Origin of the sequence: Bradyrhizobium sp. WU425, assembly GCF_021052305.1 — a bacterium.
GTDB classification, from domain to species: Bacteria; Pseudomonadota; Alphaproteobacteria; order Rhizobiales; family Xanthobacteraceae; genus Bradyrhizobium; species Bradyrhizobium canariense_D.
On sequence record NZ_CP088089.1, the window covers coordinates 2018939 to 2045559 of the forward strand.

Sequence of the window (26621 nt, forward strand, 5' to 3'; positions counted from 1 at the left end):
CCCATGAGTATCGATACCACCATGACATCCGACGTCGTCGGGCTGACCAAGGTCGCTCCGGTCTCGCCCCGCGGATTCATGAGCGCGACTGCGGCCGTCGCCGCCGGCTACACGCTTGCGGCCGGGCCCGTGCGCGCCGAGGCGATCACGACCGACACCCGCGGCCTCCAGACCGGGGACGCCAAGATCAAGGTCGGCTCCGAGCAGATGCATGCGTATTTTGCCCGCCCCGCCGGCAACACCAAAGCGCCGGTGATCATCGTGGCGATGGAGATTTTCGGCCTGCACGAATACATCAAGGATGTGACGCGGCGCCTCGGCAAGCTCGGCGCTTTCGCGATCGCGCCCGACTATTATTTCCGCAAGGGCGTCGATTTGACCAAGGTCACCGAGATCAAGGACCTGCTGCCGATCGTCAATGCCAAGCCGGACGCGGAGCTGCTGTCCGATCTCGATGCGACGGTGGCGTGGGCGGGATCGCAAGGCGGCGACACCGGTAAGCTCGGCATCATCGGCTTCTGCCGCGGCGGACGCACCGTCTGGGAATATGCCGCTCACAGGGGCAGCCTCAAGGCCGGCGTCGCCTTCTACGGTCCGCCGGTCGATCCAGCCAATCGGCCGTGGCCGAAGAGCCCGATGCAGCTCGCGCCCGAGATGAAGGCACCGGTGCTCGGCCTCTATGGCGGCGCCGATACCGGCATTCCCGTCGCCCAGGTCGAGCAGCTCAAGACAGCCTTGGAGCAGAACAAGAAGACGGCCGAGTTCAAGATCTATCCGGAAGCGCCGCATGGCTTCCATGCCGACTACCGCGGCAGCTATCGCAAGGACGCAGCAGAAGATGCCTGGAAGCAGGCCCAGGCCTGGTTCAAGAAGTATGGCGTGTTGAGCTGACGCTTGATCATGATCCTCCTTCCCCCGCTTGCCACAACGCATCCAGGGCGTGGCGGTAGGTCGGATAAGCAAGCGTGACGCCGAGCTCGCACTTCATTTTCGCGTTGGAGACGCGGGCGCTGCTCGCATAGAAGCTGCGGGCCATCGCCGACATCTCGGCGGTCTCGAACGGCTCTTCCGGCGGCGGTGCAACATTCATCAGCTTCGCCGCGTAAGCGATCACCTCCTGCGGCGGCGCCGGCTCGTCGTCGCAGACGTTCCACGTGCCGCCGCTCGGGTGATGAATCGCAGCCATGATCGCGCTCGCGATGTCGTCGACGTGGATGCGGTTGAACACCTGTCCCGGCTTGATGATGCGCCGCGCCGTTCCAGCGCGCAGCGTCACCAGCGCGTTACGGCCGGGGCCATAGATACCCGCAAGCCGCAGGATCGCGGCGTCGCCACCGGTCGTGTCGGTCCATGCCTGTTCCGCCGCGACCCGCATGCGCGTCCGGTCGAGGTCCGCCTTCGGCGGCGTGCTCTCGTCGACCCAGCCGCCGGCGTGATCACCATATACGCCGATCGTGGACAAATAGACGATCTTGCGGTCGCCGCCCGCCGCCAGCAGGCCGGAGAAGGCCGCGATTGCGGGATCGCCGGCACTGCCGGGCGGGATCGAAACGAGAAGGACATCCGCGTCCCTCATGCGTTCGATCGTCTCGCGTGCCGGACTGCTGCCGGAGAAAGCATGCACCTCGACGCCGGCGAGAGCGCCCCGCTGCGCGGGATCGCGCACCGTGCCGGCGATATGCGAGAAGCGGCCACCGAACAGGCGGACGAAGTGCCGCGCACTGTAGCCGAGGCCAAGGATAAAGAGCAGCATACATCTTCCTTGCAGGTCGGAGTTCCCGTTCGCGCCGCAGCGCGCCTCCGCTCATAAGAGATTTTTGGGTCCGGCAAAAGATATTGCAATTTGTCTCGCCCGCCTGTGCAGGCGATGGTCGCTCACCGGAGGGACGCATCGATCATGCAGGCAGAAGCGCCAGCCATCATGCTATCTGACGCGGCTGAGCTAGTCCGCCGCGCCGCCGCGCTGATCTTCGACGTCGACGGCACCTTGGCTGAGACCGAAGAGCTGCATCGGCAGGCCTTCAACCATGCCTTCGCCCGCCACGGTCTCGATTGGCAATGGGATCGGGCCGTCTACAAGGACCTGCTGCGGGTCACGGGCGGCAAGGAACGCATTCGCGCCCACCATGAAAGGCTGAGGATCGCCGCGCCATTATCGGATGTGGACATCGCGGAACTCCACCGCATCAAGACCGCGCATTATGCCGGACTGGTCCAAACCGGCTGCTGCCCCTTACGGCCCGGGGTGACGGATCTCCTCGTCGCTGCCAAGGCGCGCCGCCAGCGGCTCGCGATCGCGACGACCACGTCGCACGCCAACATCGACGCGCTGCTGTCGCGCGCCCTGGGAAAGTGCTGGGCCGCGGATTTTGATGCGATTGTCGCCGGAGATGACGTGCGGCATAAAAAGCCTGCGCCGGATGTCTATGTCGAGACCCTGGCGCGGCTGAAGCTCAACGCGTCCGACTGCGTCGCGATCGAGGATTCCGCTAACGGCCTGACCGCAGCTTCGCGGGCGAACATTCCCGTGCTCATCACCAGAAGCATGTTCTTCCGGGACGACGATTTTAGCCAGGCGCGGGTCGTGCTGGATGATCTGTCGGGGCTCGGGTGAGGCGGCAAAACAAAAAAACTGAAAAAACAACCCCATGCACAGTAGAATGTGCCTGCGGGCCGGGCGCCCGTTAATGGACGCGGTGGCTCGCTCTATCGTCCTCAGCTTGCTCGACAATCTGCGCGATCGGGCTGGACTGGTGGTGCACCAGGCGCCAGTCGTCGCCGACGCGCCGAAAATGGTTGGCCGCAGCCAATGCCGTGCCGTCGACGATCTCGATGCAGAGCACGCGCGCGCTGTCGCCATCGACGATGGCCTGCGGTTCCGCGCAGACGATCTGCGGCCGCTCCGGACTCTGCAGGATGTCGCGCCAGCTTCCGATCACCGTGGCCCGGCCGATGATGGCCGGCCAGCCGGGATGAGTGCAGGAAATGGCGTCATCGTCCGCCCACATCCGCTCCATTTCGTCGAAATCGCCGGTCGAAAAGGCGGCGTAGAACGCTGCGTTCGCGGCGATCACCTTGCTGTCCTTTGCCATGCCTCTCGGGTGGGGCAATGACAGGCAAAAATCAAGCAAGACTTCCGTCGACTTTCCGTCGATCTGGACCGCAACGCAGCATCGCTGCCCGTTTTGTGGTCACGCCGAGACCAGAATCTCCACCGCACGCCGCGCGCCATCCTTGTAGAGCCGGCCGAGCGCAGCGGTCACGGCTTCGCGCAGGCGCGGCTCGGCGCCCAAGGGCCCGAACACTTTTCCGACGCCGAGCAGCGCGGGTGCCAATCGTTCGGCGACGGGACCTGCCTCGCGCGCCAAGCCGGCGAACTCGGCTGCGAGCGGATCGCGCACGTCGATGGTGCGGCCCTTCTCGTCAAGGCCGCTGACGTAGCGCATCCAGCCGGCCACCGCGAGCGCATGCGTCGCGATCGGCAGGTTCCTGGCGAGACGATCCTGGATCGCGCCGAGCAGGCGCTGCGGCAGCTTTTGCGAGCCGTCCATCACGATCTGCCAGGTGCGGTGATGCAGTGCCGGATTGGCGAAGCGCTTGAGCAGTGAGGCGCGATAGGCGGCCAGATCTGCGCCTGATGGCATCGTCAATGTCACCGCGGCCTCTTCCATCACCTGCGCGGCGAGGCGCGCGAAATGCGGATCCAGCATGGTGTCGGCAATGGTCTCGTAGCCTGCGAGATAGCCGAGATAGGCCAGCGCCGAATGGCTGGCGTTGAGCAGCCGCAGCTTCATCAGCTCGAACGGCTTGACGTCGTTCACCAGTTCGACGCCCGCGGCGGCAAGATCGGGCCGGCCGGCCGTAAAGCGATCCTCGACCACCCATTGCGTGAAGGGCTCGGTCATGACGGGCCATGCATCGCGTAAACCGAGCGCCGATGAAACCGCATCGCGGTCACTATCCGTCGTCTCCGGCACGATCCGGTCGACCATGGTCGAGGGGAAGGCCACCGTATCCGCGATCCACTTGCCGAGATCCTTCGAGCGCAGCGCGGCGAATTGCGTCACGATCCGCTGCACGGTGTGGCCGTTGGCGGCGAGGTTGTCGCAGCTCAGCACGGTGAAGGGCGGGGCGCCCAGCGCCCGCCGGCGCGCCAGCGCGGCGACGATGAAGCCGGGAGCCGAGCGCGGCGCGTCGAAATTGTTGAGGTCGTGCACGACATCAGGATGCCGTTCGTCGAGATCGCCGGTCTGGGGCGTGTGGCAATAGCCCTTCTCGGTGACGGTGAGGGAGACGATGCGAATGGCGGGATCGGCCATTCGCTCGACCAATCGTGCCGGGCTTTCGCGCGCGACCACGCTGTCGAGCAGCGCACCGATGATGCGGTGTTCGGTGCCTTCGGCTGCACGGACGGCAACCGTATAGAGATGATCCTGCGGGGCGAGGGCGTCGCGTGTGTCCGGGCTGCGCAGGCTGGCACCGACGATGCCCCACGAGGTGGCGCCGGCCGCAAGGCAATCATCGATGACGACGGCCTGGTGGGCGCGATGAAACGCGCCAAGGCCGAGATGCACGATGCCAGAGGTGACGCGCGAACGGTCGTAGGCCGGGCGGCGGATGCCGGGTGGCAGCCGGTCGAGATTGGCGCGGCCGAGGCGCATGTCGTCTCTCCCCTTGTTTGGCCGCTGCTTGACATGGCGCCCGTCCTCGGTCAATGCTTGCGGTCAATTGGTAAGACCAATTTTCCAAAATTGGCGGGCCGCGGGCAGCGAGAGCTGCCGGCATGACCCTTTCGGGAGGACCAGCGTGCCGCTGGAAGCTGTGGAGGCGAGACGGCTTTATCGCCAAGTCGCCGATCAATTGCGAAGCCTGATCGACAGCGGTGAGTACGCGGTCGGCAGCCGCTTGCCGACCGAGCGCGAACTCGCCGAGCAGCTCAAGATATCCAGGCCGACGGTGCGCGAAGCCCTGATCGCGCTCGAAGTCGAGGGCCGCCTTCGTATCCGCGTCGGTTCCGGCATCTATGTGATCGAGCCTGCGACGGTTGCGGCGACCGCGCCTGCTTCCGTCATCGAGGGCCCGTTCGAGCTGTTGCGTGCCCGCGAGTTCCTGGAAAGCGCCATCGCCGAAGAAGCCGCGCGCGTGGCGACGAAGGACGACCTTGCCCGCATCGATGCGTCCCTTGTCGCGATGGAGAATGTAGAACACCCCGGCGAAGCCTCGATGGTCCACGACCGCGCCTTCCACGTCGCGATCGCCGGAAGCCTCGGCAATGCCGTTCTGGTGCGCGTGGTCGGCGAGTTGTTCGACCAGCGCCTCAATCCCTATTTCGCGCAGCTTGCGCATTATTTCGAGAGCCCGGGCACGTGGCGCACTGCACTCGACGAGCATCGCGCGGTGCGCGACGCGATCGCGGCGCATGATCCCGGGGCCGCGCGCGAAGCCATGCGCGATCATCTCGCGAGATCCCAGGAGCGCTTTGCGCAGAACTTCGGCGCCGAGAGCGCGGCAGGACCGTCCTCCGGGCGCGCGGCGCGATCGACGGCAAAACCGACAAAACCGGAACGTGCGCCGAAGAAGAAGCGAGCTGCGAGCAGCAGCGCGCGACCGCGATGAGATCGTGCGGCCCGCACCCGCGTTTGGGGGCGGGCGGACAAGAAGCAGATTTAAAAGAAGCAGACTTGAAAAATGGAGGAAAAGTCAGTGTTGAAAAAGATGACAATGGTGCTGGCGGTCTCGGCCGCGGCGATGATTGCTACGGCTGGCGCCGGCATGGCGCAGACCAAGCTCAAATGGGCCCATGTCTACGAGACCTCGGAGCCCTTCCACACTGCTTCGGTCTGGGCCGCGCAGGAGATCGGCAAGCGCACCAACGGGCGCTATGCGATCGACGTCTATCCAGCGTCGCAGCTCGGCAAGGAGGCCGACATCAACCAGGGCCTTTCGCTCGGTTCGGTCGACATCATCATCTCCGGCTCGAGCTTCGCGGCCAAGAGCTTTCCGCCGATCGGCGTGACCTATTATCCCTACACCTTCCGCGATGCCGATCATCTGCTCGCCTACACCAAGAGCGACATCTTCAAGGAGCTCACCAAGGGTTATGAGGACAAGAGCGGCCACCACATCGTCGCGGTGACCTATTACGGCGTGCGCCAGACCTCGTCGAACAAGCCGATCAAGACCTGTGCCGACCTCAAGGGTCTGAAGATGCGCGTGCCCGATGTGCCCGCCTATCTCGCCATGCCGCGCGCCTGCGGCGCCAACACCGCGCCGATCGCGTTCGCCGAAGTCTATCTGGCGCTCCAGAACGGTACCGTCGAAGCCCAGGAGAATCCGCTCACCACGATCGAGGCCAAGAAGTTCTACGAGGTGCAGAAGCACATCGTGCTGACCGGCCACATCGTCGACCATCTCAACACGGTGGTGGCCGGTGCGCTTTGGAAGAAGCTCAGCGACGAGGACAAGAAGACCTTCACCGACGTCGCGCAGGAGGCCGCCGCCAAGGCGACCGCGGAGATCAAGCAGAACGAGGCCAAGCTGGTCGCCTTCTTCAAGGAGAAGGGCCTGACCGTCACCGAGGTCGACAAGAGCGAGTTCCGCGACACCGTGCTGAAGAACGTCGCGTTCGAGACCTTCGGCTACCGCAAGGCCGACTGGGAACGCATTCAGGCGGTGAAGTAATGACGTAGTCGCCATCCCGGGGCGGTCCGCTGGACCGAACTACGGTGTGCAATTGCGCACCTGAAAATCTCGAGGTTCCGGGTCTGGTGCTGACGCACCATCCCGGAACGACGTGATCAGTTTGAGGAGCACACCCATGTCCACCGCCGAAACGCACCGGCAGATCACCGCGGACGAGATCGCCCACACCTTCGAGGAAGAGGCGACGCCCAAGGTCGATCTCGGCATCTACGCTTTTGAGGACTGGGTCGCGCTGGCGATCTTCTGGGTGATGGCGCTCGCCGTCTTCCTCCAGTTCTTCACCCGTTACGTCCTCAACGACAGCTACGCCTGGACCGAGGAGATCGCGACCTACTGCCTGATCGGCGTGGTCTTCATCGGCTCCTCGATGTGCGTGCGGCTGTCGCGGCACATCCAGGTCGACCTGCTCTATCGCTATCTTCCGCACCTTGTGGCGCGCGCATTGTCGACAGTGATCGATCTGATCCGGATCGTCTTCTTCGGTTACGCCATCAAGCTGGTCTGGGTCTACATCCAGATCATCGGCGACGAATCCATGACCACCATCAATCTTCCCAAGGACTACGTCTATTACGCCGTGCTGGCGGGCTTCGTGCTGATGTTCGTCCGCTCGGTGCAAGTGGCCATACAACATTTGCGGCAGGGCTACTCGATCCTCGAACGTCCCGGCGCCTACGACGGCTTTGAAGGGTAATTCCATGTTGCTGTTGCTTGGAGGCTTCCTCATCCTCATGCTGCTCGGCGTTCCCGTGGCCATCGCCATGGCGGCGTCGTCGCTGCTCTACATCCTGGTCAGCGGCGTGACGCCCGACGTCACGCTGGCGCAGCGCATGATCGCCGGTGTCGAGAGCTTTCCGTTGCTCGCCGTGCCGTTCTTCATCCTGGCCGGCAATCTCATGAACATCGCGGGCGTCACCGGGCGCATCTATAAATTCGCCGTCGCGCTGGTCGGCTGGATGCGCGGCGGCCTCGGCCACGTCAATATCATTGGCTCGGTGATCTTCTCCGGCATGTCTGGCACCGCGATCGCGGATGCCGCCGGTCTCGGTACCATCGAGATCAAGGCGATGAAGGACCACGGCTACTCGACGGAATTCTCCGTGGGCGTCACCGCGGCCTCCGCCACGCTCGGGCCGATCATCCCGCCGTCGCTGCCTTTCGTGATCTACGGCATGATGGCCAACGTCTCGATCGGCGCGCTGTTTCTGGGGGGCGTCATTCCAGGCGTCGTGCTGACGCTCCTGATGATGGCCACCGTCACCTACTTCGCGCACAAGAACAAATGGGGCAGCGATACGCCGTTCTCCTGGCCGCAATTGGGATCGGCGGGGCTCGAGATCCTCGTCGTATTGAGCTTCCCGATGGCTGTCTGGCTTCTGACGGTCGCCGGTCTCTCCACCAATTGGGCAGTTGGTCTCGGCCTGTTCGCGCTGCTCGCGATCGACTGGTACTTCGACTTCTCCGCGGTGATGGCGCTGATGGCGCCGGTGATCCTGATCGGCGGCATGACGCTCGGCTGGTTCACCCCAACGGAAGCCGCGGTCGCCGCCGTGATCTGGTCGCTGTTCCTCGGCCTGGTACGCTACCGCACCATGACGATGAAAACGGTCGCGAAAGCGACTTTCGACACCATCGAGACCACGGCTTCGGTGCTGTTCATCGTCACGGCAGCCTCGATCTTCGCCTGGCTGCTGACGGTGTCGCAGGCAGCCCAGATGCTGTCGGACTGGATGCTCAGCATCACCCACAACAAATGGGTGTTCCTGGCGCTCGCCAACGTCCTGATCCTGTTCGTCGGCTGCTTCATCGACACCACGGCGGCGATCACCATTCTGGTGCCGATCCTGTTGCCGATCGTGCTCAAGCTCGGCATCGACCCGATCCATTTCGGTCTGATCATGACGCTGAACCTGATGATCGGTCTGCTGCATCCGCCGCTCGGCATGGTGTTGTTCGTGCTCGCGCGCGTCGCAAAGCTCTCGGTCGAGCGCACGACGGTGGCGATCCTGCCGTGGCTGGTGCCGCTGATGGTTGCGCTGATCGCGATCACCTACATCCCCGAATTGACCCTGTGGCTACCGAAATACATGGGACTTTCCAAATGACCTCAACTGCTCTCGCCGCAACCCTGTTTGGCCCCGAAGATCTGCGCATGGTCGAGCATCCGCTCGACAAGCTCGCTGAAGGCATGGTGCGCCTCCGTTTCGGCGCCGGCGGCATCTGCGGCTCGGACATGCATTATTTCCGCCATGCCCGGACCGGCGATTTCGTGGTGAAATCGCCGCTGGTGCTCGGCCATGAAATCTCCGGCGAGGTCGTGGAGATCGCGGGCTCCGCGGCAAATCTGAAGGTCGGCGACCGCGTTGCCGTCAACCCGTCGCGCTGGTGCGGCCATTGCGGCGCCTGCCGCCAAGGCCGGCAGAACCTCTGCGAAAATATCTACTTCATGGGCTCGGCCTCGAAGACACCGCACATGCAGGGCGGCTTTGCCAACTATTTCGACGCGATCCCGGCACAGTGCGTGAAGATTCCCGATCATGTGTCCTATCAGGCCGCGGCGCTCGCCGAACCGCTCGCGGTCTGCCTGCACGCCGTCGCGCGTGCCGGCAACATCGATGGCAAGCGCGGCATCATCTTCGGCGCCGGTCCGATCGGGCTTCTGACCATGCTCGCCGCGCGCCGCGCCGGCATGACCGACATCACGGTGGCCGACATCGCGCCGGCGCCGCTGGCCTTTGCGACCCGGCTCGGCGCCTCTCACGTCGAGAATGTCGCAGCCGGCGAGGAAGGCCTGAAGGCGCAGGCCACCTCGCGCCCCTACGATGTCGCTTTCGAAGTCTCGGGCACGGCTGCAGGCCTTGCCAGTGCGATCGGTATCGTCAGGCGCGGCGGCGTTGTGGTGCAGATCGGCAATTTGCCGGGTGGCCAGATTCCGGTGCCGGCCAATGCGGTGATGGCCAAGGAGATCGACCTGCGCGGCTCGTTCCGCTTCGGGCTTGAGTTCATGACGGCGGTGGAGCTGATCGCGGACGGCAGCGTCGACGTGCTGTCGCTGGTCACCGCCGAGCGGCCGCTGTCCACCGCGCCGGACGCGCTGCGGCTGGCGCTCGACCGCTCGCAGAGCGTCAAGGTCGTGCTGACCGCGAACTGATCGGGGAGAATTCTTATGATGCTCGAGGGATGGCGCTGGTACGGGCCGGACGATCCGGTCTCGCTCGACGATGTCAGGCAGGCCGGGGCGAGCGACATCGTCTCGGCGCTGCATCAGGTGCCGATCGGCGAAGCCTGGACACGCAAGGCGGTCGAGGAGCGCAAGAACTTCATCGAGAGCGGCCAACCCGGGCGCTCGCGGCTGACCTGGTCGGTGGTGGAATCGATTCCGATCCCCGACGACGTCAAGCGTCTCGGGGCTAAAGCGACGCGCTCGATCGAGACATGGATCGCCAGCCTGGAGGCGGCTGCCGCGGCCGGCATCAAGATCATCTGCTACAACTTCATGCCCGTCGTGGATTGGTGCCGCACCGATCTCGAATGGGAGCTGCCGAACGGCGCCCGCGCCATGCGCTTCGATCAAGACCGTTTCGCGGCCTTCGAGCTGCACATCCTGAAGCGTCCCGCCGCCGTCCAGGAATACTCGCCCGAGCAGCAGGCCCGCGCGAAAAAACTGTTCGAGCAGATGAGCCAGGCCGATATCGAATATCTCGTCATGGTCATCGCCAGCGCGCTGCCGGGCTCCACCACCGAGCCGTTGACCATCCCGCAATTCCGCGATCGGCTCGAAACATATCGCGACGTCACGCCAAAAATCCTGCGGCAGCATCTCGCCGAGTTTTTGGGCCGCGTCACCCCCGTCGCCGAGCAGCTCGGGGTCTCATTGACGCTGCATCCGGACGACCCGCCGCGCCCGCTGTTCGGTCTGCCGCGCGTCGCGTCCAGCGCCGATGACTATCAGGCGTTGTTCGATGCGGTGCCGTCAAAGGCGAATGGTATCTGCCTGTGCACGGGGTCGCTTGGCGTGCGCGCCGAGAACAATCTTCCCGCGATGGCCGAACGCTTCGGCCCGCGCATTGCCTTTGCGCATCTGCGCGCGACCAAGCGCGAGGCGGATGGCCTGTCCTTCTACGAGTCCGATCATCTCGACGGTGACGTCGACATGGTCGCGGTGCTGAAGGCGCTGCTGAAGGAGAACGCGCGGCGTTCGCCCGGCCAGAAAATTGTGTTCCGGCCCGACCACGGCCATCGCATGCTCGACGATCTCGCGGCCACCAAGCGCACCAATCCGGGCTACACCGCGATTGGCCGCCTCCGCGGCCTGGCCGAGCTCCGCGGCGCGATCCGCGCGATCGAGCATCGATAGAGGCCAAAACTTTATCCATACCGTCATTGCGAGCGCAGCGAACCAAACCAGAATTCCTCCGCGGAAGGACTCTGGATTGCTTCGCTACGCTCGCAATGACGCGGGGGGAGAGGTGCCTCGTCTCAACCTTGTCCCCTTAGGCGCAAAGGCAGAATACGTCCCGGGCACGCGCACAGATTGTCAAAATTCCAGCCATATGCGAAGGTAGCGTCATTCCGTTTTCGATCGACGTATTGCAGCAATAAGCCATTTAGGAGCTTGATGTGAGCATTCTGGTCGAACTTCCTCCCGATCAATATGACCGACGGGCATTTGCAAAATTCAACGAGACATCAACCGGCTTTGATCTCGACATCGCTCGCGCGATGATGTGGATGTCGCAACTCGCCTACGAGACCCATGTGCCGGACACGATCAACAGGGTCTCTCCTTTCTGGGATCTGTCCGGCGTCAAGTTGCTGAGCCAGCCGGCGCATTCGACGCTGCCGCTGACCGACACGCGCGGGATCATCGCGAGCAAGGGTGACGCAACCATTGTCGCCTTCGCCGGCACCGACCCGCTTCATCTCCTGAACTGGGTCAGCGATTTCACGCTTGGCCGACCGAAGGCGCCCGTGCACCAGGGGTTCGTCGATGCGGCGGCGGCCGTGTGGGACGACGTGAAGAGCGCACTGGCGGCAGCGCTGGCGCGCAAATCACCGATCTTCATCACTGGGCACAGCCTCGGCGCCGCGATCGCGGTGGCAACGGCGGACTTCGCGCGGGAGCAGCTCCAGCTCGCGGATGCGCAGATCTATCTTTACGGTTGTCCGCGCGTGGGCCGCGACGATTTCGTCGCCCTCTACAACGGTACGTTCGGCAGGACGACCTATCGTCTCGTGCACGGCACCGACATCGTCCCGACCGTGCCTCCGCCCGGGCTTGGCTTTCATCACGTCGGCCGTTATCTCGCCTGTGCACGCGGCGCCAAATTCAGCGCCAGCCAGCTCACGACGAATGTTGGTTCGGATGAGCCAATGGCGAATGCTGGAATTGGTGAGCAGGTCCGCAATCTCCTCAGCGGCGTATCCGAGAACACGCGGACGGATGTCGTCGGCAGGCTCACGGTGCTGCTGCCGGCAGGGATCGGCGATCACCTGCCCGATCGTTACTGTGCCGCGCTGACACCCGCCTAGACTCCGGTTTTGATGCGTTTTCTTCACGTGAACCGGTCCACTTCGCCCGAAAACGCTCTAGTAGCAAGCCGCCATCGCGCCGAGCTTCGGATAGAGCCGGTCGATCGCGGCGATCTCGCTTTTCATCTGCGCGGTGATCCAGTCGCGGATCTCGGCGGCGATGGGACGCATCGGCCGGTTGCGCGGTGGCAGGAATTCGCAGATGCGGCGTGTGGTGGTGAGCGTGTCGGAGGCGGGCACCAGCGCGCCGGTCAATAGCCAGTGCGAGGCGACCGTCAGCCAACCGAGCGCGATGCCCTGGCCGAGCAGGGCGGCCTGCATCACGACGGCATAGTCCGTGAAGCTCAGCGCCTTGGCCGCACCGCGGCGCCCGGTGAGAAGCGATGCGTAATCCGCGGCCCAGTCGCCCGGCGTCTCGGCGAGCCGAATGATGGTGTTGCCTTCGGCGGGATCGGTTTCGCCGAGATAGGCAGGGCTGCACATCGGCAGCATGACCTCCTTCATCACCAGCGTGCCACCGGATGACGGCTCCTCGCGATCGCGGAAGCGCATGCCGAGGTCGACATTCTCCACTGGTCCGCGCAGCGCGCCGGAGATCAGCTGAAAGCGCAAATCGACCTGAGGAAATTGCTTCTGCAGCTTGTCGATGCGCGGCATCAGCCAATGCGTGGTGAAGGCGGAGGAGACCGACAGTGTCACCGTCTCGGTGCCCTTCCGGCGCCGCTCGATCTCGACCAGCCCGCTTTCGATGCTGCGAAAGCCTTCGAGCACGCGGCGATACAAGAGTTCGCCTTCCTCAGTGAGCACCGCGCGTCCCGCCTTGCGGTCGAATAGGCGAACGCCGAGATGGTCCTCGAACTGACCCAGCATCCGGCTCACCGCAGGCTGGGTGACGTTCAGTTCGGCGGCCGCCGCCGTGAAGCTGCCATTGCGCGCCGCTGCGTCGAAGACGAACAGGGCGTTACTTGAGGGCAGCATCCGGCGCAGCTCGGGCATAACACCATGTTATGACCCAGGTGAGAATTTGGCAATTGCCGAGTTTTGCCAAGTCTGGTGTCATTGGCGTCATAGCCAAAAGACAGGGCCTGCGAGCGAAGATGTTGGTGCGGTGCACGCTTCGACCAGGAGTGCTCAAATTCCTGTCTATAAAGCAGGCTTATGGCGCGCAGTGAAGCACGCCGGCTCAGGACATGGCGAGGTCGATCGTTGGACAAACGAGCGGAAAGCGTCGAGATCAGATCCGCGAGCAAGGCCTATGGCGCCGTTCGTGCCCTCGACGACGTGTCCCTCAATGTCGCCGCCGGCGAGTTCGTCTCCCTGCTCGGCCCCTCCGGGTCCGGCAAGACCACATTGCTCGGCATCCTCGGCGGCTTCATCCTGCCATCGAGCGGAACGATCCTGTTCGGCGGCCGCGACGTCACCTGGATGCCGCCGCACAAGCGCGACATCGGCGTCGTGTTCCAGAACTACGCGCTGTTCCCGCATATGAGCGTCGGCGAGAATGTTGCCTTTCCCTTGCGCGCGCGACGGCTGCCGAAGGCGGCCTGGCCGGATAAGGTGCGCGCGGCGCTTTCGATGGTCGGTCTTGCCGGCTACGAAGAGCGCGGTATCGCGCAACTCTCCGGCGGCCAGCGCCAGCGCGTGGCGCTCGCACGCGCCATGATCTTCGAGCCGCGGCTGATCCTGATGGACGAACCGCTGTCCGCGCTCGACAAGCAACTGCGCGAATCCATGCAGATCGAGCTGCGCGCGCTGCACAAGCGCATCGGCGCCACCATCATCTACGTCACCCACGATCAGCGCGAAGCGCTGACCATGAGCGACCGCGTCGCCGTGATGAAGGACGGCAGGCTGATCCAGATCGACGCGCCCGAGCGCCTGCACGATCATCCCGCGGATTCCTTCGTCGCGAGTTTCATTGGCGAGGCCACGATGCTTCCCGTGCGACGCGTCGATGCCTCCGGCGTTGCGCTCGGCAATGTGCTTCTGCGCAGCGCCCGCGCCATTCCCGACGGGGACGCGCTGATGCTCGCCGTGCACAGCGAAAAACTGCTGATCGACGATGGTGCGCCGGACACCGCCTGCAATCGGCTCACCGGCACGGTCACCGACATCGTCTATCAGGGCGAGAGCCTGCGCATCTTCCTGGCGCTCGCCGATGGCATCGTGCTCAGCCTGCGCCAGGCGAGCTATCACCAGGCCTACAGCCGCATCCCGCCGCTGGGCGGCAGCCTTACCGTGACCCTTCACCCCGAGGACACCATCGTCGTGCCCAGGGTGAGGGACTGAACCCAAGCCTTGTCCAACCGAGAGAAGAAGCCAAAAATGTCGTCAGCAGCCTCGTTCAGCAATTTCAAGGTTCTCACCTTCGACGTCGTCGGCACCTTGATCGATTTCGAGACCGGCGTGCTCTCCGCGGTGCGCCGGATCTCGGGCAAGTCGCCGGCCGAGCTCAGCGACGACAAGATCTTCGAATCCTACAAGCGCGGTCGCGACAAGCACCACGAGCGGTCGAGCGAGGTGATGTTCCATGTCTATCGCTATCTTGCCAAGGAACTCGGGCTGCAGGCCGATGACGCCTCCTGCGACGTGTTCCAGCTCGCGGTGCTGCGCTGGGGACCGTTCCCAGACTCGGTCGAGGCTCTGAAGCGCCTGAGAACCAAATTCCGCCTGGTCGCGATGACCAATGCCGACCGCGTCGCGCTGTCCTGTTACGCGCACGCGCTCGGCAATCCCTTCGACGATACCGTTTGCGCCGACGAGACTGGCGTTGCGAAACCCGATCCGGAGTTTTTCGCCTACAACAAGGGCCGCCAGTCCGCTTTCGGCTACAAGCAGTCCGATATCCTTCACGTCGCGCAGAGCCAGTATCACGACATCGGGATTGCGCGGAAACTCGGCTACAAGGTGTGCTGGATCGAGCGCCGCCAGGGCATGGCCGGTTTCGGAGGCACACCGGCCGTGGAGACGCTGACCAAGCCGGACTTCCATTTTCCGACGTTGAAGGCGCTTGCCGATGCGGCCATCGGGCCGGCGGCGTAAGGCATGAGCGGTGGCATGACACGGGACTGGAAGGCGCTGCCGTCGGCCAACTCGCTGTGGGCCGCCACGGCCGAGCCGGCGCGCGAGTTTCCGGTCGTGTCAGGCGAGCACCAGGCGGATGTGGTGATCATCGGTGCGGGCTACACGGGCCTGTCTGCTGCGCACCACACCGCCAAAAGCGGTTTGTCGCCGATCGTACTCGAGGCCAACCGCCCGGGCTGGGGCGCGAGTGGACGCAATGGCGGCGTGATCACCGCAAAGTTCCGCCTCTCGTTCCGCGAGATCGACGCCGTGCACGGCCGCGCCATGGCGCAGCGCATGTACGGGATCGCGCATGAATCCACTGATATCGTCGAGGAGCTGGTCTCCGAATTTGGCATCACCAGTGCCGCGTTGACGCGCACCGGCCAGGTCAAGGCCGCTCACAACGAGACGACCCTGAAGGCCGCGATCGACGAGGCCAACTGGATGAAGCGCGAGATGGGGGATGCGGAGGTCCGCATCCTCGACAAGGGGCAAGTGCGCGACGAGACTGGCTCCGACATCTTCGTCGGCGGCGTGCTCAATCCCGGCTCCGGCGGCATCCATCCGCTGAATTATCTGCGCGGCCTTGCCGATGGCGTGGCGCGCCGCGGCATCCCGATTTTCCAGGAGTCGCCGGTCGTAAGGCTCCGCCGCGACAACAGCGGCATCGTCGCTGAAACGCCGCAAGGCGCAGTGCGGGCAAAGCACGCGATCATCGCCACCAACAGCTATTCCGACCTCACCGGCGCGACGACGAACATGCAGCGCACGCTGATCCCGTTCCGAAGCGCCATCATCGCGACCGACAGGCTGCCGCGCAACCTCGCGGGAAGCCTGATGCCGACCGGGCGCACCTACACCGAGACCAAGCGCATGATGCGCTGGTTCCGCATGGTCGACAATCGTGTGATTTTTGGCGGCCGCGGCGCGTTCGGCAAGCAGGATTCGGAAACCGCTTTCGACGCGTTGCGCAAGGCGATGGTCGGAATCTTTCCCGACCTTGCCGACGTCCCGCTCGCCTACAAATGGTCGGGCCTGGTCGGGATGACGTTGGACTCCGTGCCGCATATCGGCCGGCTCGACGACCGCACGCTGTTCTCGATGGGCTACAACGGCGCGGGCGTGGCGATGTCGAGCCTGATGGGCCGCTATCTCGCCGCTTTCGTGCGCGGCGAGACGCCAGAGGTCGGGCTGCTCGACGCGAGGCGATTGAAAGCCATCCCGTTCTATCCGTTGCGCGAGCCCGCCGTGCGCATGGTCGCCGGCTGGTACCAGTTTCTCGATGCGATCGGACAGTGACATTTAATTAGTGACAGAGGAGGCGAGGATGACGACGAAACGAGATTTTCGATTTGGCTACGCTTTGTTGGGCGGATCGCTCGGAATGTTCGCAACAACCGGCATCGCCGCCGCTGCCGAACAGATCACCTTCGTCTCGCAAGGCGGCGCCTACCAGCAGGCGCAGACGGCGGCGATTCTCGATCCCACCGCCAAGAAGCTCGGCATCACCGTCAACCAGGACTCCATTCCCGATGCCTGGCCCGCAATCAAAACGCAAGTCGGCAGCGGCAAGCCGATCTGGGATGTCGTCGATACTCCGACCGGCAACTGCCTGCGTGGCGGCGAGCAGGGGCTGATCGAGAAGCTCGACTTCTCGAAGATCCCGAATGGCGCCGCGATGCCGGAGTCCTATCGCAGCCCCTATTCGGTTTCCTACGAGTTCTATTCCAGCGTACTGGCTTACAGCCAGAAGACGTTTCCGAAGGACGCGCCGAACAGCTGGGCCGATTTCTGGGACGTCAAGAAATTTCCCGGGCGCCGCGCACTGCGTAACCACCCGTTCGCGACGCTCGAGGCGGCCCTGATGGCCGACGGCGTCGCGCCCGACAAGCTCTATCCGCTCGACGTCGAGCGCGCCTTCAAGAAGCTGGAAGAGATCAAGCCGCACATCACGGTGTGGTGGACCTCCGGTGCGCAGTCGGCACAGCTTCTCAATGACGGCGAGGTCGACATGGAGATGGCCTGGAACGGCCGCGTCAGCGCAGTCGCGAAGGAAGGCGCCAAGGTCGCCTTCACCTACAACCAGGGCGTTTTGCAGAGCACCTCGCTCTGCATTCTCAAGGGCGCGCCGAATCTCGAGACGGCAGTCAAATTCCTCAACGAGGCCGTCGATCCCGTGCACCAGGCCAATCTGCCGCTCAATATCGATTATGGTCCGGGCAATCCCAAGGCGTTCGAGACCGGCGTGATCAAGCCCGAGCGCGCCGCGCAATTGCCGAGCGAGCCCGCGAACGCGGCGAAGCAGGCGCTGATGTCCTACGCCTGGTGGTCCTCGCCGGCGGGCGAAGCCGCCGAGAAGCGTTGGGCGTCGTTCATGCAGAAGTAGGCGAAGCGAGGCCGCGTCGATGACATCCGTGCCGGATCCCTCCCAAAAGCATCAGCGTCGCGAACACGGCCTGATGCTGGCATTGGTGTCGCCGGCGCTGCTGGTGATCTTGGCTCTGATCGTGCTGCCGGTCGGCTGGCTCGCCTGGCAGTCGATCTACCATGACGGCTTCACGCTGGAGAATTATCGCCGCGTCTTCACCGAAGACATCTACTGGCGCAGCTTTGCGCTGACTTTCGAGATCAGCCTCGTGGTCACGGGAATCGCGCTGCTGCTTGGCTATCCCGTGGCCTACCTCGCCAACTCGGTGCCGAAAGGATGGAGCATTCTCATCCTGTCGCTGGTCGTGCTGCCATTCTGGACCAGCGTGCTGGTGCGGGCCTATGCCTGGCTGGCGCTGCTCCAGCGTACCGGCGTGATCAACCAGCTTTTGCGTTATCTCGAGGTGACGAGCGAACCGCTCGCGCTGGTGCACAACACCTTCGGCACGGTGGTTGCGACGGTACACATCCTCTTGCCGTTCATGGTGCTGCCGCTCTACGCCACCATGCAGAAGATCCCGTCCGACCTCATGCAGGCCGGCGCCAGCCTGGGAGCGAGCCCGTCGCTCACCTTCGTCCGCGTCTTCCTGCCGCTGTCTCTGCCGGGCGTGCTGGCAGGCTGCACCATGGTGTTCGTGCTCTGCCTCGGTTTTTACATCACGCCGGAACTGCTCGGCGGCGGCCGCACGGTGATGGTGTCGATGCTGGTGAGCCGCAATGTCGAGCTCTACAACCAGTTCGGCGCGGCGAGCGCAGTCGCCGTCGTGCTGCTCTTAAGCGTGCTCGCGATCTTCTTCGTCGTCAGCCGCTTCATCTCGCTCGATCGCATATTGGGGCAGAAATGACGCGATTGTCACCCGCCCGGATCGCCCTCTATGTGATCAGCGCGCTGGTGCTGGTCTACCTGATCCTGCCGGTGCTGATCATCGCGCCGATCTCCTTCTCCAGCGCGCGTTTTCTGACCTTTCCGCCACCGTCGTTCTCGCTGCGCTGGTATCAGCAGTATTTCTCCAACGCGGCCTGGATGCAGGCGACGCGGGTAACGCTGACGGTCGCGCTCCTTACCGTGCTTATCGCAACGCCGCTCGGCGTCTCCGCCGCCTATGCCATCAGCCAGTCGAAGCTGCGGATCATGCGGCTGATCCACATGATGCTGCTGTTGCCGCTGGTGGTGCCGATCATCATCACTGCGGTGGGGATCTTCTTCCTCTATGCCAAAATCGGCTTGGTCGCGACGCTGCCGGGCCTGGTGCTCGCCAATGTGATGCTGGGGCTGCCTTACGTGATCATTTCGGTGCTGGCGGGCTTGCAGAGTTTCGATCCGGCGCAGGAGATGGTCGCACGCAGCCTCGGCATGAATCGCCTGCGTAGCTTCTTCGCGGTGACCTTGCCGCAGATCAAGTCCAGCGTGGTCGCAGGCGGCATCTTCGCCTTCATCTCGGCGATGGACGAGACCATCGTCGCGCTTTTCATCTCCGGCGGCCAGTATCAGCCGCTGACCAAGCGCATGTTCACCGCCCTCCGCGACGAGATCGACCCGACCATCGCCGCCATCTCGACGCTGATGACGGCGGCCTCCTTCGTGCTGGTACTGCTGGCGAGCGCGCGGCAGAAAAAGGGCGGGTGATTTTTGTTCATCGTCCTGGCGAAAGCCAGGACCCATTACCCCCAAGAAGATCTTGCTGCGCGAGCTGGCAATCCCGAATCTTCGCCAAACTGCGTTTGGTGGTTATGGGTCCTGGCCTTCGCCAGGACGACACCGAACGCTTGGCACGAACCTCGCCGTCTCACGCTTTCGCCGCCAGCCACGCCAAAATCATCTCCACGATCTGTGCCCTGCTGTTTGCGGCACGTCAGCCTCGCTGAGGTCGCGGTCGAATAGGGCACCGATCTGGTTCGGCCAGGTCGTCAACGAAGGCGTCGAAGCTCGCCACCTCTCGTCCGGCAAGCGGCTGCGACATGGGCTGCAGTGCAACCAGCAGGGGCGGGCATGACGCCTGCGCAGGGTGCGAGAAGCCTTTCGATCTTGCGCGCCCTGTCGGCCTGTCCTACGCCAGCTCCGAGCAAAATTTCGCGAAGCTGCGAAACGCATCGCCAAAGCCTTGAGGGAGCCGTCATGACCATTCGCAACGCCCGCACCGGGGGCCAGATCCTGATCGATCAGCTCGTCGCCCAGGGCGTCGAGCGCGTCACCTGCGTGCCGGGCGAGAGCTATCTGGCGGCGCTGGACGCGCTGCACGACAGCCCGATCGACGTCATGATCTGCCGCGCCGAAGGCGGTGCGGCGATGATGGCGGAAGCCTATGGCAAGCTCACCGGGCGTCCCGGCATCTGCTTCGTCACCCGCGGCCCCGGCGCCACCAATGCGAGCCACGGCGTCCACATCGCGATGCAGGATTCCACGCCAATGATCCTGTTCGTCGGTCAGGTCGACACCGGCATGCGCGAGCGCGAGGCGTTTCAGGAACTCGACTACAAGGCGGTGTTCGGCACCATGGCGAAATGGGCGGTCGAGATCGATCGTCCCGACCGGATTCCGGAGTTGGTCGCGCGCGCTTTCCGCGTCGCCATGCAGGGCCGTCCCGGTCCCGTGGTGATCTCGCTGCCCGAGAACATGCTGACCGAGACCGCAGCCGTTGCGGACGCCATGCGCATCGAGCCGGCGGTGAGCTGGCCGGCGCCTGCCGATATCGAGCGCGTCGGCGCCATGCTTGCGAGCGCCAAGGCGCCGCTCGTCATTCTTGGCGGCTCGCGCTGGACGGATGAAGCGACCCGGAGCATCGCGCGCTTTGCCGAGCGGTTCGACCTGCCGGTCGCGACCTCCTTCCGCCGGGCCTCGCTGATCGACGCCGATCACTCGCATTATGCCGGCGATCTCGGCATCGGGCCGAGCCCGGGCCTGAAGGCGCGCATCGACCACGCCGACGTCATTTTGCTGATCGGCGGCCGCATGTCGGAAATGCCGTCCTCATCCTACACGCTGCTCGACATTCCGACCCCGCGGCAGAAGCTGATCCACGTTCATCCCGGCTCGGAAGAGCTCGGCCGCATCTATCAGCCTGAGCTCGCGATCCAGGCCACGCCCGCCGCCTTCGCGGCCGCGGTCGAGACGCTGAAGCCGGCAGGCGCCGTTGCCTGGAAGGGCGAGGCCGCCAAGGCGCATGCCGACTATCTCGCCTGGACCGAAAAGGCGCGCGAGCTGCCGGGCACGTTCCAGTACGGCCAGGTCATGACCTGGCTGCGCGATCGCCTGCCCAAGGACGCGATCGTCTGCAACGGCGCCGGCAACTACGCCGGCTGGATCCATCGCCATCATCGCTTCCACAGCTTTGCCGCCCAGCTCGCGCCGACCTCGGGCTCGATGGGATATGGCGTGCCGGCGGCGGTGCTCGCGAAACGGCAATATCCGGATCGCACCGTTATCGCGTTCGCCGGCGACGGCTGCTTCCTGATGAACGGGCAGGAATTCGCGACTGCCGTGCAATACGATGCGCCGCTCGTCGTCATCATCGTCGACAATGCGCAATACGGCACCATCCGCATGCACCAGGAGCGCGACTATCCGGGACGCGTGGTCGGCACCCAGCTCAAGAACCCGGATTTTGCGATGTACGCAAAAGCGTTCGGCGGCCATGGCGAGCGCGTCGAGCGCACCGAAGAGTTCGCGCCGGCGTTCGAGCGTGCGCTCGCCTCGGGCAAGCCGTCGATCCTCCACTGCATCATCGATCCGCGCGCGATGTCGGTCGGCAAGGACTTCGCCCCTGCGGTGAAGGCTTAAGCGATGTCGGAGGGCCGCCACGTCGCCATCATCGGTGCCGGCGCGGTCGGCGTGATCAGCGCCATCGAGGCGCTGCGCGAGGGATATCGCGTCACGCTGATCGACGCCGGCGAGCCCGGTGGCGAACAGGCGGCGAGCTACGGCAATGCCGGCTGGCTCTCTTCGCATTCGGTAATCCCGCCGGCCGAGCCCGGCGTCTGGAAGAAGGTGCCGGGTTATCTGATGGATCCGCTGGGACCCCTCGCGATCCGCTGGTCTTATCTGCCGAAGGCGCTGCCCTGGTTGATCAAATATCTGCTCTCGGGCTGGACCGAAGCGCGGGTCGAGACGACGGCCTTTGCGCTGCGCGATCTCCTGAAGGACGCGCCGCTATTGCACAGGAAGCTCGCGGAGGAGGCGGGCGTCCCTGAATTGATCGAGCGTAACGGCGTGATGCATGTCTTTCCGTCGCGCGGCAATTTCGACGATGATCTCGGCTGGCGCGTGCGTAGGCGCGTCGGTGTCGAATGGCTGGAGCTTTCGGCCGACGAGATGCGTCAGCGCGAGCCTGATTTGCATCCGCGCTACACTTTCGGTGTGGTGGTGGAGGAAGCCGGTCGCTGCCGCGACCCGGGTGCCTATGTCGCCGCGCTCGCGCAGCATGCGCTGGCAAGCGGCGCCAAGCTCGTGCGGGCCAAGGCAATTGGGCTGAGGCTATCCGGCAACAAGCTCGTGGCTGTCCTGACCGAGACCGGCGAGATTGCGTGCGATGCCGCGGTGATTGCCGCCGGTGCGCATTCAAAGCGGCTCTCGGCGTCCATCGGCGATCCGCTGCCGCTTGAGACCGAGCGCGGCTATCACGTCATGATCGAGAATCCGGAATCGGGGCCGCGCAGCTCGATGATGGCCTCGGATGCGAAGATGGTGGTGAACTGGACCGACAAGGGTTTGCGCGCCGCCGGCACGGTCGAGATCGCCGGCCTCGAGGCCGCACCGAACTGGAAGCGCGCCGAGATTTTGCGCGACAACCTCTTCAGCATGTTCCCGAAACTGCCGACGGACATTCCGGCTTCGCGCATCAAGACCTGGTTCGGCCATCGGCCGAGCATGCCGGACGGCCGGCCCTGCATCGGTTACGCGCGGGCCTCGCGCGACGTTGTCTATGCCTTCGGCCACGGCCATATCGGCCTGGTCGGCTCGGCTCGCACTGGTCGTCTCGTCGCCCAGCTTCTGAGCGGCAAGCCGCCGGAAATTCCGCTCGCACCGTTTTCGCCCGATCGTTTTCTCTGAGATCGCATCATGACCGCTCCAGCCAACTCGTCCCCCCGAATAGCCCGCGGCGGCAAGGCCATCTATGGAGCGCCGCTCGGCATCCTGATGCTGGAGGCGCGCTTTCCCCGCATTCCCGGCGACATGGGCAACGGCACCACCTGGCCCTTCCCCGTGCTCTATCGTGTGGTGAGCGGGGCTTCGCCCGAGAAGGTGGTATTGAAGGGCGCCGCCGGTCTGCTGCCTGATTTCATCGACGCGGCAAAGGACCTGGTGCGGCTCGGGGCCGAGGCCATCACCACCAATTGCGGCTTCCTCTCGCTGTTCCAGAAGGAGATCGCGGCCGCGGTCGGCGTTCCCGTTGCGACCTCGTCACTGATGCAGGTGCCGTGGGTGCAGGCGACCTTGCCGCCGGGCAAGCGCGTTGGCCTCGTCACGGTATCCGGTTCGACCTTGACGCCGGCCCATCTCGCAGGCGCCGGCGTGCCGCTCGATACGCCGCTGGTCGGCACCGAGCACGGCAAGGAATTCTTCCGCGTCCTGATCAAGGCCGAGAAGGAGGACATGGACATTGCGGAGGCCGAACGTGATGTGGTCGAGGCCGGCAAGGAGCTGATCGCCAGGAACCCGGATGTCGGCGCGATCGTGCTGGAATGCACCAACATGCCGCCTTATGCAGCGGCGCTTCAGGCCGAGGTCGGATTGCCCGTCTACGATATCTATTCCATGATCACCTGGTTTCATGCCGGGCTGCGGCCGCGCCAGTTTGGCTAGAGGTCGAGAAGTTGTCTATGACTCCTCTTCCTTCTCCCCGTGCGGGAGAAGGTGGCGCGAAGCGCCGGATGAGGATATCTCTCCGCGCATATGGATGCGGATGAGTTCGCGGAGAGATACCCCTCACCCAAATGAGTTTGTATCTGTCAGCGGTGATGTCCTCTCCCGCAAGGGGAGAGGGCGCAGCCATGCGCATCGTGCGCTGTCCCACCGGCAGCGGAAGAGGCAGCTATACAATCCCTCGATACCTGATCGCGCCAGACGGTCAGAGCTTTGGCGCCTGAACATCGCTAGAGTGCCTCTCGAAATCCACGGAGACCAGCGGTGCACAGCCTTCAATCCAATCCCGACACGCGCGCAGACGATTGGCCGTCCGAGCTCTACCGCATCCTGAAAGCCGCCGACGTGCGGCAGATGTTCTACGTTCCCGATGCCGGTCACAGCCAGCTCATCCGCCTGTTCTCCGCCGACCGCGACGTCACCACCAACGTGCTGACGACGGAAGAGGAGGGCGTCGCCATCGCCGCAGGCGCCTGGCTCGGCGGCCAGCGTAGCGTGCTCTTGATGCAGTCGAGCGGGGTCGGCAATTGCATCAACATGCTGTCGCTGTCGGCGATCGGACGATTTCCACTGCTGATGCTGGTGACGATGCGCGGCGAATGGGCCGAGTTCAATCCCTGGCAGGTGCCGATGAGCCGTGCGACGCAGCCCTCGCTGGAAGCGATTGGTTTGAAGGTGATGCGCGCGGAGACGGCGGAGGATCTGGTCGAGACCGTGGAATCGGCCGCAGCGCTCGCCTACGATTCCGATCAGCAGATCGCGGTGCTGATCGGGCAACGCCTGATCGGCAAGAAGAAGTGGTGATGCCAATGCAAGCTCAGCTCGACCGCCGCGCCGCCGTCGCCGCGCTCCTGAAGAATCGCAAGGACACGCTGGTCCTGTCCGGCCTCGGCTCGCCGACCTATGATCTTCATTCGGTCGGCGACCATGACGGCAATTTCTATCTCTGGGGCGCCATGGGCGGCGCCGCGCTGATCGGGCTTGGCCTCGCGCAAGCCCAGCCGGGAAAGCGCGTCCTCGCTTTGACCGGGGATGGCGAGCAATTGATGGGCCTCGGCGGCATCGCCACCATCGGCGTCGCGCGCCCGCGCAATCTCGACATCGTCGTGATCGACAACCAGCATTTTGGCGAGACCGGTATGCAGGCCAGCCACACCGGGCGCGGCGTCGATCTCACTGCGATCGCTGTGGCCTGCGGCTTTGCCGCGACCGCGACCGTGCGGACGCTCGAGGAGGTGGAACGTCTGGCGACGCAGCTCGACGAGCCGGCCGATGGCCCGCGCCTTTTTGTCATCAAGGTTCTGGCCGAAAATCCGCCGCGCTCGCTACCCTCGCGCGATGCCGTCTTTATCAAGAACCGGTTCCGTGCTCATCTTAGCTTCGCGTCGGTCTGAGCCGGGTTTCTCGCCCGGCGACAGTCTGCTGTCGAAGCAGCTACTCTGGAGTGAGACCATGAAACTATCCGGCAAGGTCGCCGCCATCACCGGCGCGGCGCGCGGTATCGGCAAGGCTTGCGCAAAGCGATTCCTGGACGACGGCATCAAGGTCGTCATCTCGGATGTCGATGCCGAGGGCTTGGCCGCGACGGCCGCCGAACTCGCGCGACCGGATGCCTTGCGCACTGTCGTCGGCAATGTCGCAAAGCGTGCCGATGTCGACCAGCTGGTCGCAACTGCCGCAAAAGAGTTCGGCCGGCTCGATATCATGGTCAACAATGCCGGCGTCGCTCGCAACCGGGACCTCCTGGAGATCTCCGAAGAGGAATTCGATGAAATCATCGGCATCAACCTGAAGGGCGCGTTCTTCGGCGTGCAGGCGGCGGCGAAGCAGATGATCGCGCAAGGCGGCGGCGGGGTCATCATCAACATGTCCTCGGTCAATGCACTGCTGGCAATCCCGGCGCTTGCGACCTACGCCATGTCCAAGGGCGGCATGAAGCAGCTCACCTCGGTCGCTGCCGTCGCACTCGCTCCGCACAATATTCGTGTCGTCGCGGTCGGGCCGGGCACGATTCTGACCGACATGGTGGCATCGTCCATCTACACCTCGGAAGATGCCCGCAAGACCGTGATGTCACGCACGCCGGCCGGCCGTGGCGGCGAGCCGAGCGAAGTTGCCTCCGTCGTCGCGTTTCTTGCGAGTGACGATGCGTCCTACATCACGGGGCAGACGATCTATCCAGATGGTGGGCGGTTGATTCTGAATTACACGGTGCCGGTGAAGTAGATCACTCCGCCGCAGCCGTCATCCCGTGACCCAGTCGTTTCGAAATGCCGCCCGCGCAATCGCGTAGCGCATGGGCGATCGGGCTGTCCCAGCGCGCGTCAAAAGTGCCTTCCGGCCCCATCGCGGTGATTACCAGCGCGACATGGCCGGAATGGTCGAACACCGGCGCAGAGAATGCGTTGACGCCGGGCAGGGGGTCGCCGAGCGCGCGGGCGAGGCCGTGCTTGCGGACCTCTGTGAGCATCTCAGTGACCTTCGCGCCTTTCACAGCGCGCTTCGGATTATAGCCGACGCCGTAACGATCGAGGCCGCTTTCGAGTGCGGCGTTGATCGTCTTTTCCGGCAGGAAGGCCGCAAAGGCCCGGCCCGTGGCCGTCTCCAGCAGCGCCATCACCGAACCGGCGCGCATCACGATGTGAACGGGCTGGCCGGGTTCTTCGAGCTGCACCACGGTGGGCCCGTGCGTGCCCCAGACCGCGAGCGAGACCGCATGCCCGATCTGGCTTGCGAGCGCCGCGATCTTCGGTCCTGCGATGCGTACGCCGGACAGTCGGCGCAGGCTGATCAGGCCGAGCTCCAGCGCCAGTGCGCCGATCTCGTAACGGCCGGTGGTCTCGTCCTGCTCGATCAGGCCGATGCGGGAGAAGCTGGCGAGATAGGGATGCGCCTTGGCCGGCGTCATGCCGGCCTCGCGTGCAAGATCGCGCAGCATCATCGGCTCGCCGCTGCGGGCGAGGGCGCGGAGCAATTCGCCGCCGACCTCGATCGACTGGATGCCGCGGCTTTCTCTCTTCATGCGCTTCCTGGC

Annotated in this window: 26 protein-coding genes; 21 read left to right on the forward strand and 5 right to left on the reverse strand. The window is 64.4% G+C overall.

All coding sequences use genetic code 11. The annotated features are described in order from the left end of the window. The first annotated feature begins 3 nt into the window (after positions 1–3). Positions 4–891: a dienelactone hydrolase family protein gene (locus tag BcanWU425_RS09710; RefSeq protein ID WP_018453993.1), complete on the forward strand. Its 888-nt coding sequence runs from the start codon at positions 4–6 to the stop codon at positions 889–891. A 7-nt stretch (positions 892–898) separates the two neighbouring features. Here the strand turns inward: BcanWU425_RS09710 and BcanWU425_RS09715 are convergent, their stop codons facing one another. Further along, positions 899–1753 (reverse strand): SDR family oxidoreductase, encoded by an 855-nt coding sequence (locus BcanWU425_RS09715; protein WP_204512156.1) that lies wholly within the window; start codon positions 1751–1753, stop codon positions 899–901. Between the two features lie 144 nt (positions 1754–1897). On the opposite strand from BcanWU425_RS09715, the gene BcanWU425_RS09720 reads away from it, so the two are divergent. Continuing rightward, on the forward strand, positions 1898–2614 hold the full coding sequence (locus tag BcanWU425_RS09720; RefSeq protein WP_204512155.1) for an HAD family hydrolase: 717 nt from the start codon (positions 1898–1900) through the stop codon (positions 2612–2614). Between the two features lie 70 nt (positions 2615–2684). Here the strand turns inward: BcanWU425_RS09720 and BcanWU425_RS09725 are convergent, their stop codons facing one another. Together BcanWU425_RS09725 and BcanWU425_RS09730 are read right to left on the reverse strand one after the other, a co-directional pair. Continuing rightward, entirely contained in the window at positions 2685–3092 is a 408-nt protein-coding gene (locus BcanWU425_RS09725) for a nuclear transport factor 2 family protein (RefSeq protein ID WP_231190395.1), read from the reverse strand. Between the two features lie 99 nt (positions 3093–3191). Beyond that, positions 3192–4661, reverse strand: a complete 1470-nt coding sequence (locus BcanWU425_RS09730; RefSeq protein WP_204512154.1) for a mannitol dehydrogenase family protein — start codon at positions 4659–4661, stop codon at positions 3192–3194. A 145-nt stretch (positions 4662–4806) separates the two neighbouring features. On the opposite strand from BcanWU425_RS09730, the gene BcanWU425_RS09735 reads away from it, so the two are divergent. The 7 genes from BcanWU425_RS09735 (at position 4807) to BcanWU425_RS09765 (ending at position 12234) form a co-directional block, all read left to right on the forward strand. Continuing rightward, the gene (locus BcanWU425_RS09735; protein WP_204512153.1) at positions 4807–5616 is read left to right on the forward strand and encodes a FadR/GntR family transcriptional regulator; all 810 of its coding nucleotides are present in this window, start codon (positions 4807–4809) and stop codon (positions 5614–5616) included. 105 nt (positions 5617–5721) lie between these two features. Next, positions 5722–6681, forward strand: a complete 960-nt coding sequence (locus BcanWU425_RS09740) for a sialic acid TRAP transporter substrate-binding protein SiaP (RefSeq protein WP_018453999.1) — start codon at positions 5722–5724, stop codon at positions 6679–6681. A 136-nt stretch (positions 6682–6817) separates the two neighbouring features. Next, positions 6818–7396: a TRAP transporter small permease gene (locus tag BcanWU425_RS09745; RefSeq protein WP_018454000.1), complete on the forward strand. Its 579-nt coding sequence runs from the start codon at positions 6818–6820 to the stop codon at positions 7394–7396. Positions 7397–7400: 4 nt separating this feature from the next. After that, complete coding sequence (locus BcanWU425_RS09750; RefSeq protein WP_085351941.1) at positions 7401–8807, forward strand: TRAP transporter large permease; 1407 nt, start codon at positions 7401–7403, stop codon at positions 8805–8807. Further along, positions 8804–9853: an L-idonate 5-dehydrogenase gene (locus BcanWU425_RS09755; RefSeq protein ID WP_085361528.1), complete on the forward strand. Its 1050-nt coding sequence runs from the start codon at positions 8804–8806 to the stop codon at positions 9851–9853. The genes BcanWU425_RS09750 and BcanWU425_RS09755 overlap by 4 nt, the downstream gene beginning before the upstream one ends. A 15-nt stretch (positions 9854–9868) precedes the next feature. Next, positions 9869–11059 (forward strand): mannonate dehydratase, encoded by a 1191-nt coding sequence (uxuA, locus tag BcanWU425_RS09760; protein WP_204512152.1) that lies wholly within the window; start codon positions 9869–9871, stop codon positions 11057–11059. 263 nt (positions 11060–11322) lie between these two features. Next, a complete protein-coding gene (locus BcanWU425_RS09765; RefSeq protein WP_085361526.1) occupies positions 11323–12234 on the forward strand; it encodes a lipase family protein in 912 nt (303 codons plus the stop codon). Positions 12235–12291: 57 nt separating this feature from the next. Here BcanWU425_RS09765 and BcanWU425_RS09770 read toward each other — a convergent pair whose 3' ends face one another. Beyond that, positions 12292–13230, reverse strand: a complete 939-nt coding sequence (locus BcanWU425_RS09770) for a LysR family transcriptional regulator (protein ID WP_204512151.1) — start codon at positions 13228–13230, stop codon at positions 12292–12294. Between the two features lie 210 nt (positions 13231–13440). On the opposite strand from BcanWU425_RS09770, the gene BcanWU425_RS09775 reads away from it, so the two are divergent. The 12 genes from BcanWU425_RS09775 to BcanWU425_RS09830 all read left to right on the forward strand — a co-directional run bounded on the left by BcanWU425_RS09775 (position 13441) and on the right by BcanWU425_RS09830 (position 25813). Then, positions 13441–14523 (forward strand): ABC transporter ATP-binding protein, encoded by a 1083-nt coding sequence (locus BcanWU425_RS09775; protein ID WP_018454006.1) that lies wholly within the window; start codon positions 13441–13443, stop codon positions 14521–14523. Between the two features lie 36 nt (positions 14524–14559). After that, positions 14560–15276 (forward strand): HAD family hydrolase, encoded by a 717-nt coding sequence (locus BcanWU425_RS09780; protein ID WP_018454007.1) that lies wholly within the window; start codon positions 14560–14562, stop codon positions 15274–15276. A gap of 15 nt (positions 15277–15291) precedes the next feature. Continuing rightward, positions 15292–16599 carry an NAD(P)/FAD-dependent oxidoreductase gene (locus BcanWU425_RS09785; RefSeq protein ID WP_231190398.1) on the forward strand — a complete coding sequence of 436 codons (1308 nt, stop codon included), beginning with the start codon at positions 15292–15294 and terminating at the stop codon, positions 16597–16599. Positions 16600–16627: 28 nt separating this feature from the next. Beyond that, complete coding sequence (locus BcanWU425_RS09790; RefSeq protein WP_204512149.1) at positions 16628–17686, forward strand: ABC transporter substrate-binding protein; 1059 nt, start codon at positions 16628–16630, stop codon at positions 17684–17686. Positions 17687–17759: 73 nt separating this feature from the next. Continuing rightward, positions 17760–18572 carry an ABC transporter permease gene (locus BcanWU425_RS09795; RefSeq protein ID WP_039798931.1) on the forward strand — a complete coding sequence of 271 codons (813 nt, stop codon included), beginning with the start codon at positions 17760–17762 and terminating at the stop codon, positions 18570–18572. Further along, positions 18569–19354, forward strand: coding sequence for an ABC transporter permease (locus BcanWU425_RS09800; RefSeq protein WP_018454011.1), 786 nt, complete (start codon positions 18569–18571; stop codon positions 19352–19354). The genes BcanWU425_RS09795 and BcanWU425_RS09800 overlap by 4 nt, the downstream gene beginning before the upstream one ends. Positions 19355–19843: 489 nt before the next feature. Further along, a complete protein-coding gene (locus tag BcanWU425_RS09805; RefSeq protein ID WP_018454012.1) occupies positions 19844–21505 on the forward strand; it encodes a thiamine pyrophosphate-binding protein in 1662 nt (553 codons plus the stop codon). A 3-nt stretch (positions 21506–21508) separates the two neighbouring features. Next, a complete protein-coding gene (locus tag BcanWU425_RS09810) occupies positions 21509–22774 on the forward strand; it encodes an NAD(P)/FAD-dependent oxidoreductase (protein ID WP_204512148.1) in 1266 nt (421 codons plus the stop codon). Between the two features lie 9 nt (positions 22775–22783). Beyond that, the gene (locus BcanWU425_RS09815; RefSeq protein WP_204512147.1) at positions 22784–23527 is read left to right on the forward strand and encodes an aspartate/glutamate racemase family protein; all 744 of its coding nucleotides are present in this window, start codon (positions 22784–22786) and stop codon (positions 23525–23527) included. A gap of 324 nt (positions 23528–23851) precedes the next feature. Then, positions 23852–24391 carry a thiamine pyrophosphate-binding protein gene (locus BcanWU425_RS09820; RefSeq protein WP_085351930.1) on the forward strand — a complete coding sequence of 180 codons (540 nt, stop codon included), beginning with the start codon at positions 23852–23854 and terminating at the stop codon, positions 24389–24391. Next, positions 24391–24981 (forward strand): thiamine pyrophosphate-dependent enzyme, encoded by a 591-nt coding sequence (locus BcanWU425_RS09825; protein WP_204512146.1) that lies wholly within the window; start codon positions 24391–24393, stop codon positions 24979–24981. Before BcanWU425_RS09820 ends, BcanWU425_RS09825 begins: the two co-directional genes overlap by 1 nt. Before the next feature lie 58 nt (positions 24982–25039). Beyond that, positions 25040–25813 carry an SDR family NAD(P)-dependent oxidoreductase gene (locus BcanWU425_RS09830; RefSeq protein ID WP_231190401.1) on the forward strand — a complete coding sequence of 258 codons (774 nt, stop codon included), beginning with the start codon at positions 25040–25042 and terminating at the stop codon, positions 25811–25813. Position 25814: 1 nt separating this feature from the next. On the opposite strand, the gene BcanWU425_RS09835 is transcribed toward BcanWU425_RS09830, so the two are convergent. Beyond that, a complete protein-coding gene (locus BcanWU425_RS09835) occupies positions 25815–26609 on the reverse strand; it encodes an IclR family transcriptional regulator (protein WP_085351928.1) in 795 nt (264 codons plus the stop codon). Between the last annotated feature and the right edge of the window lie 12 nt (positions 26610–26621).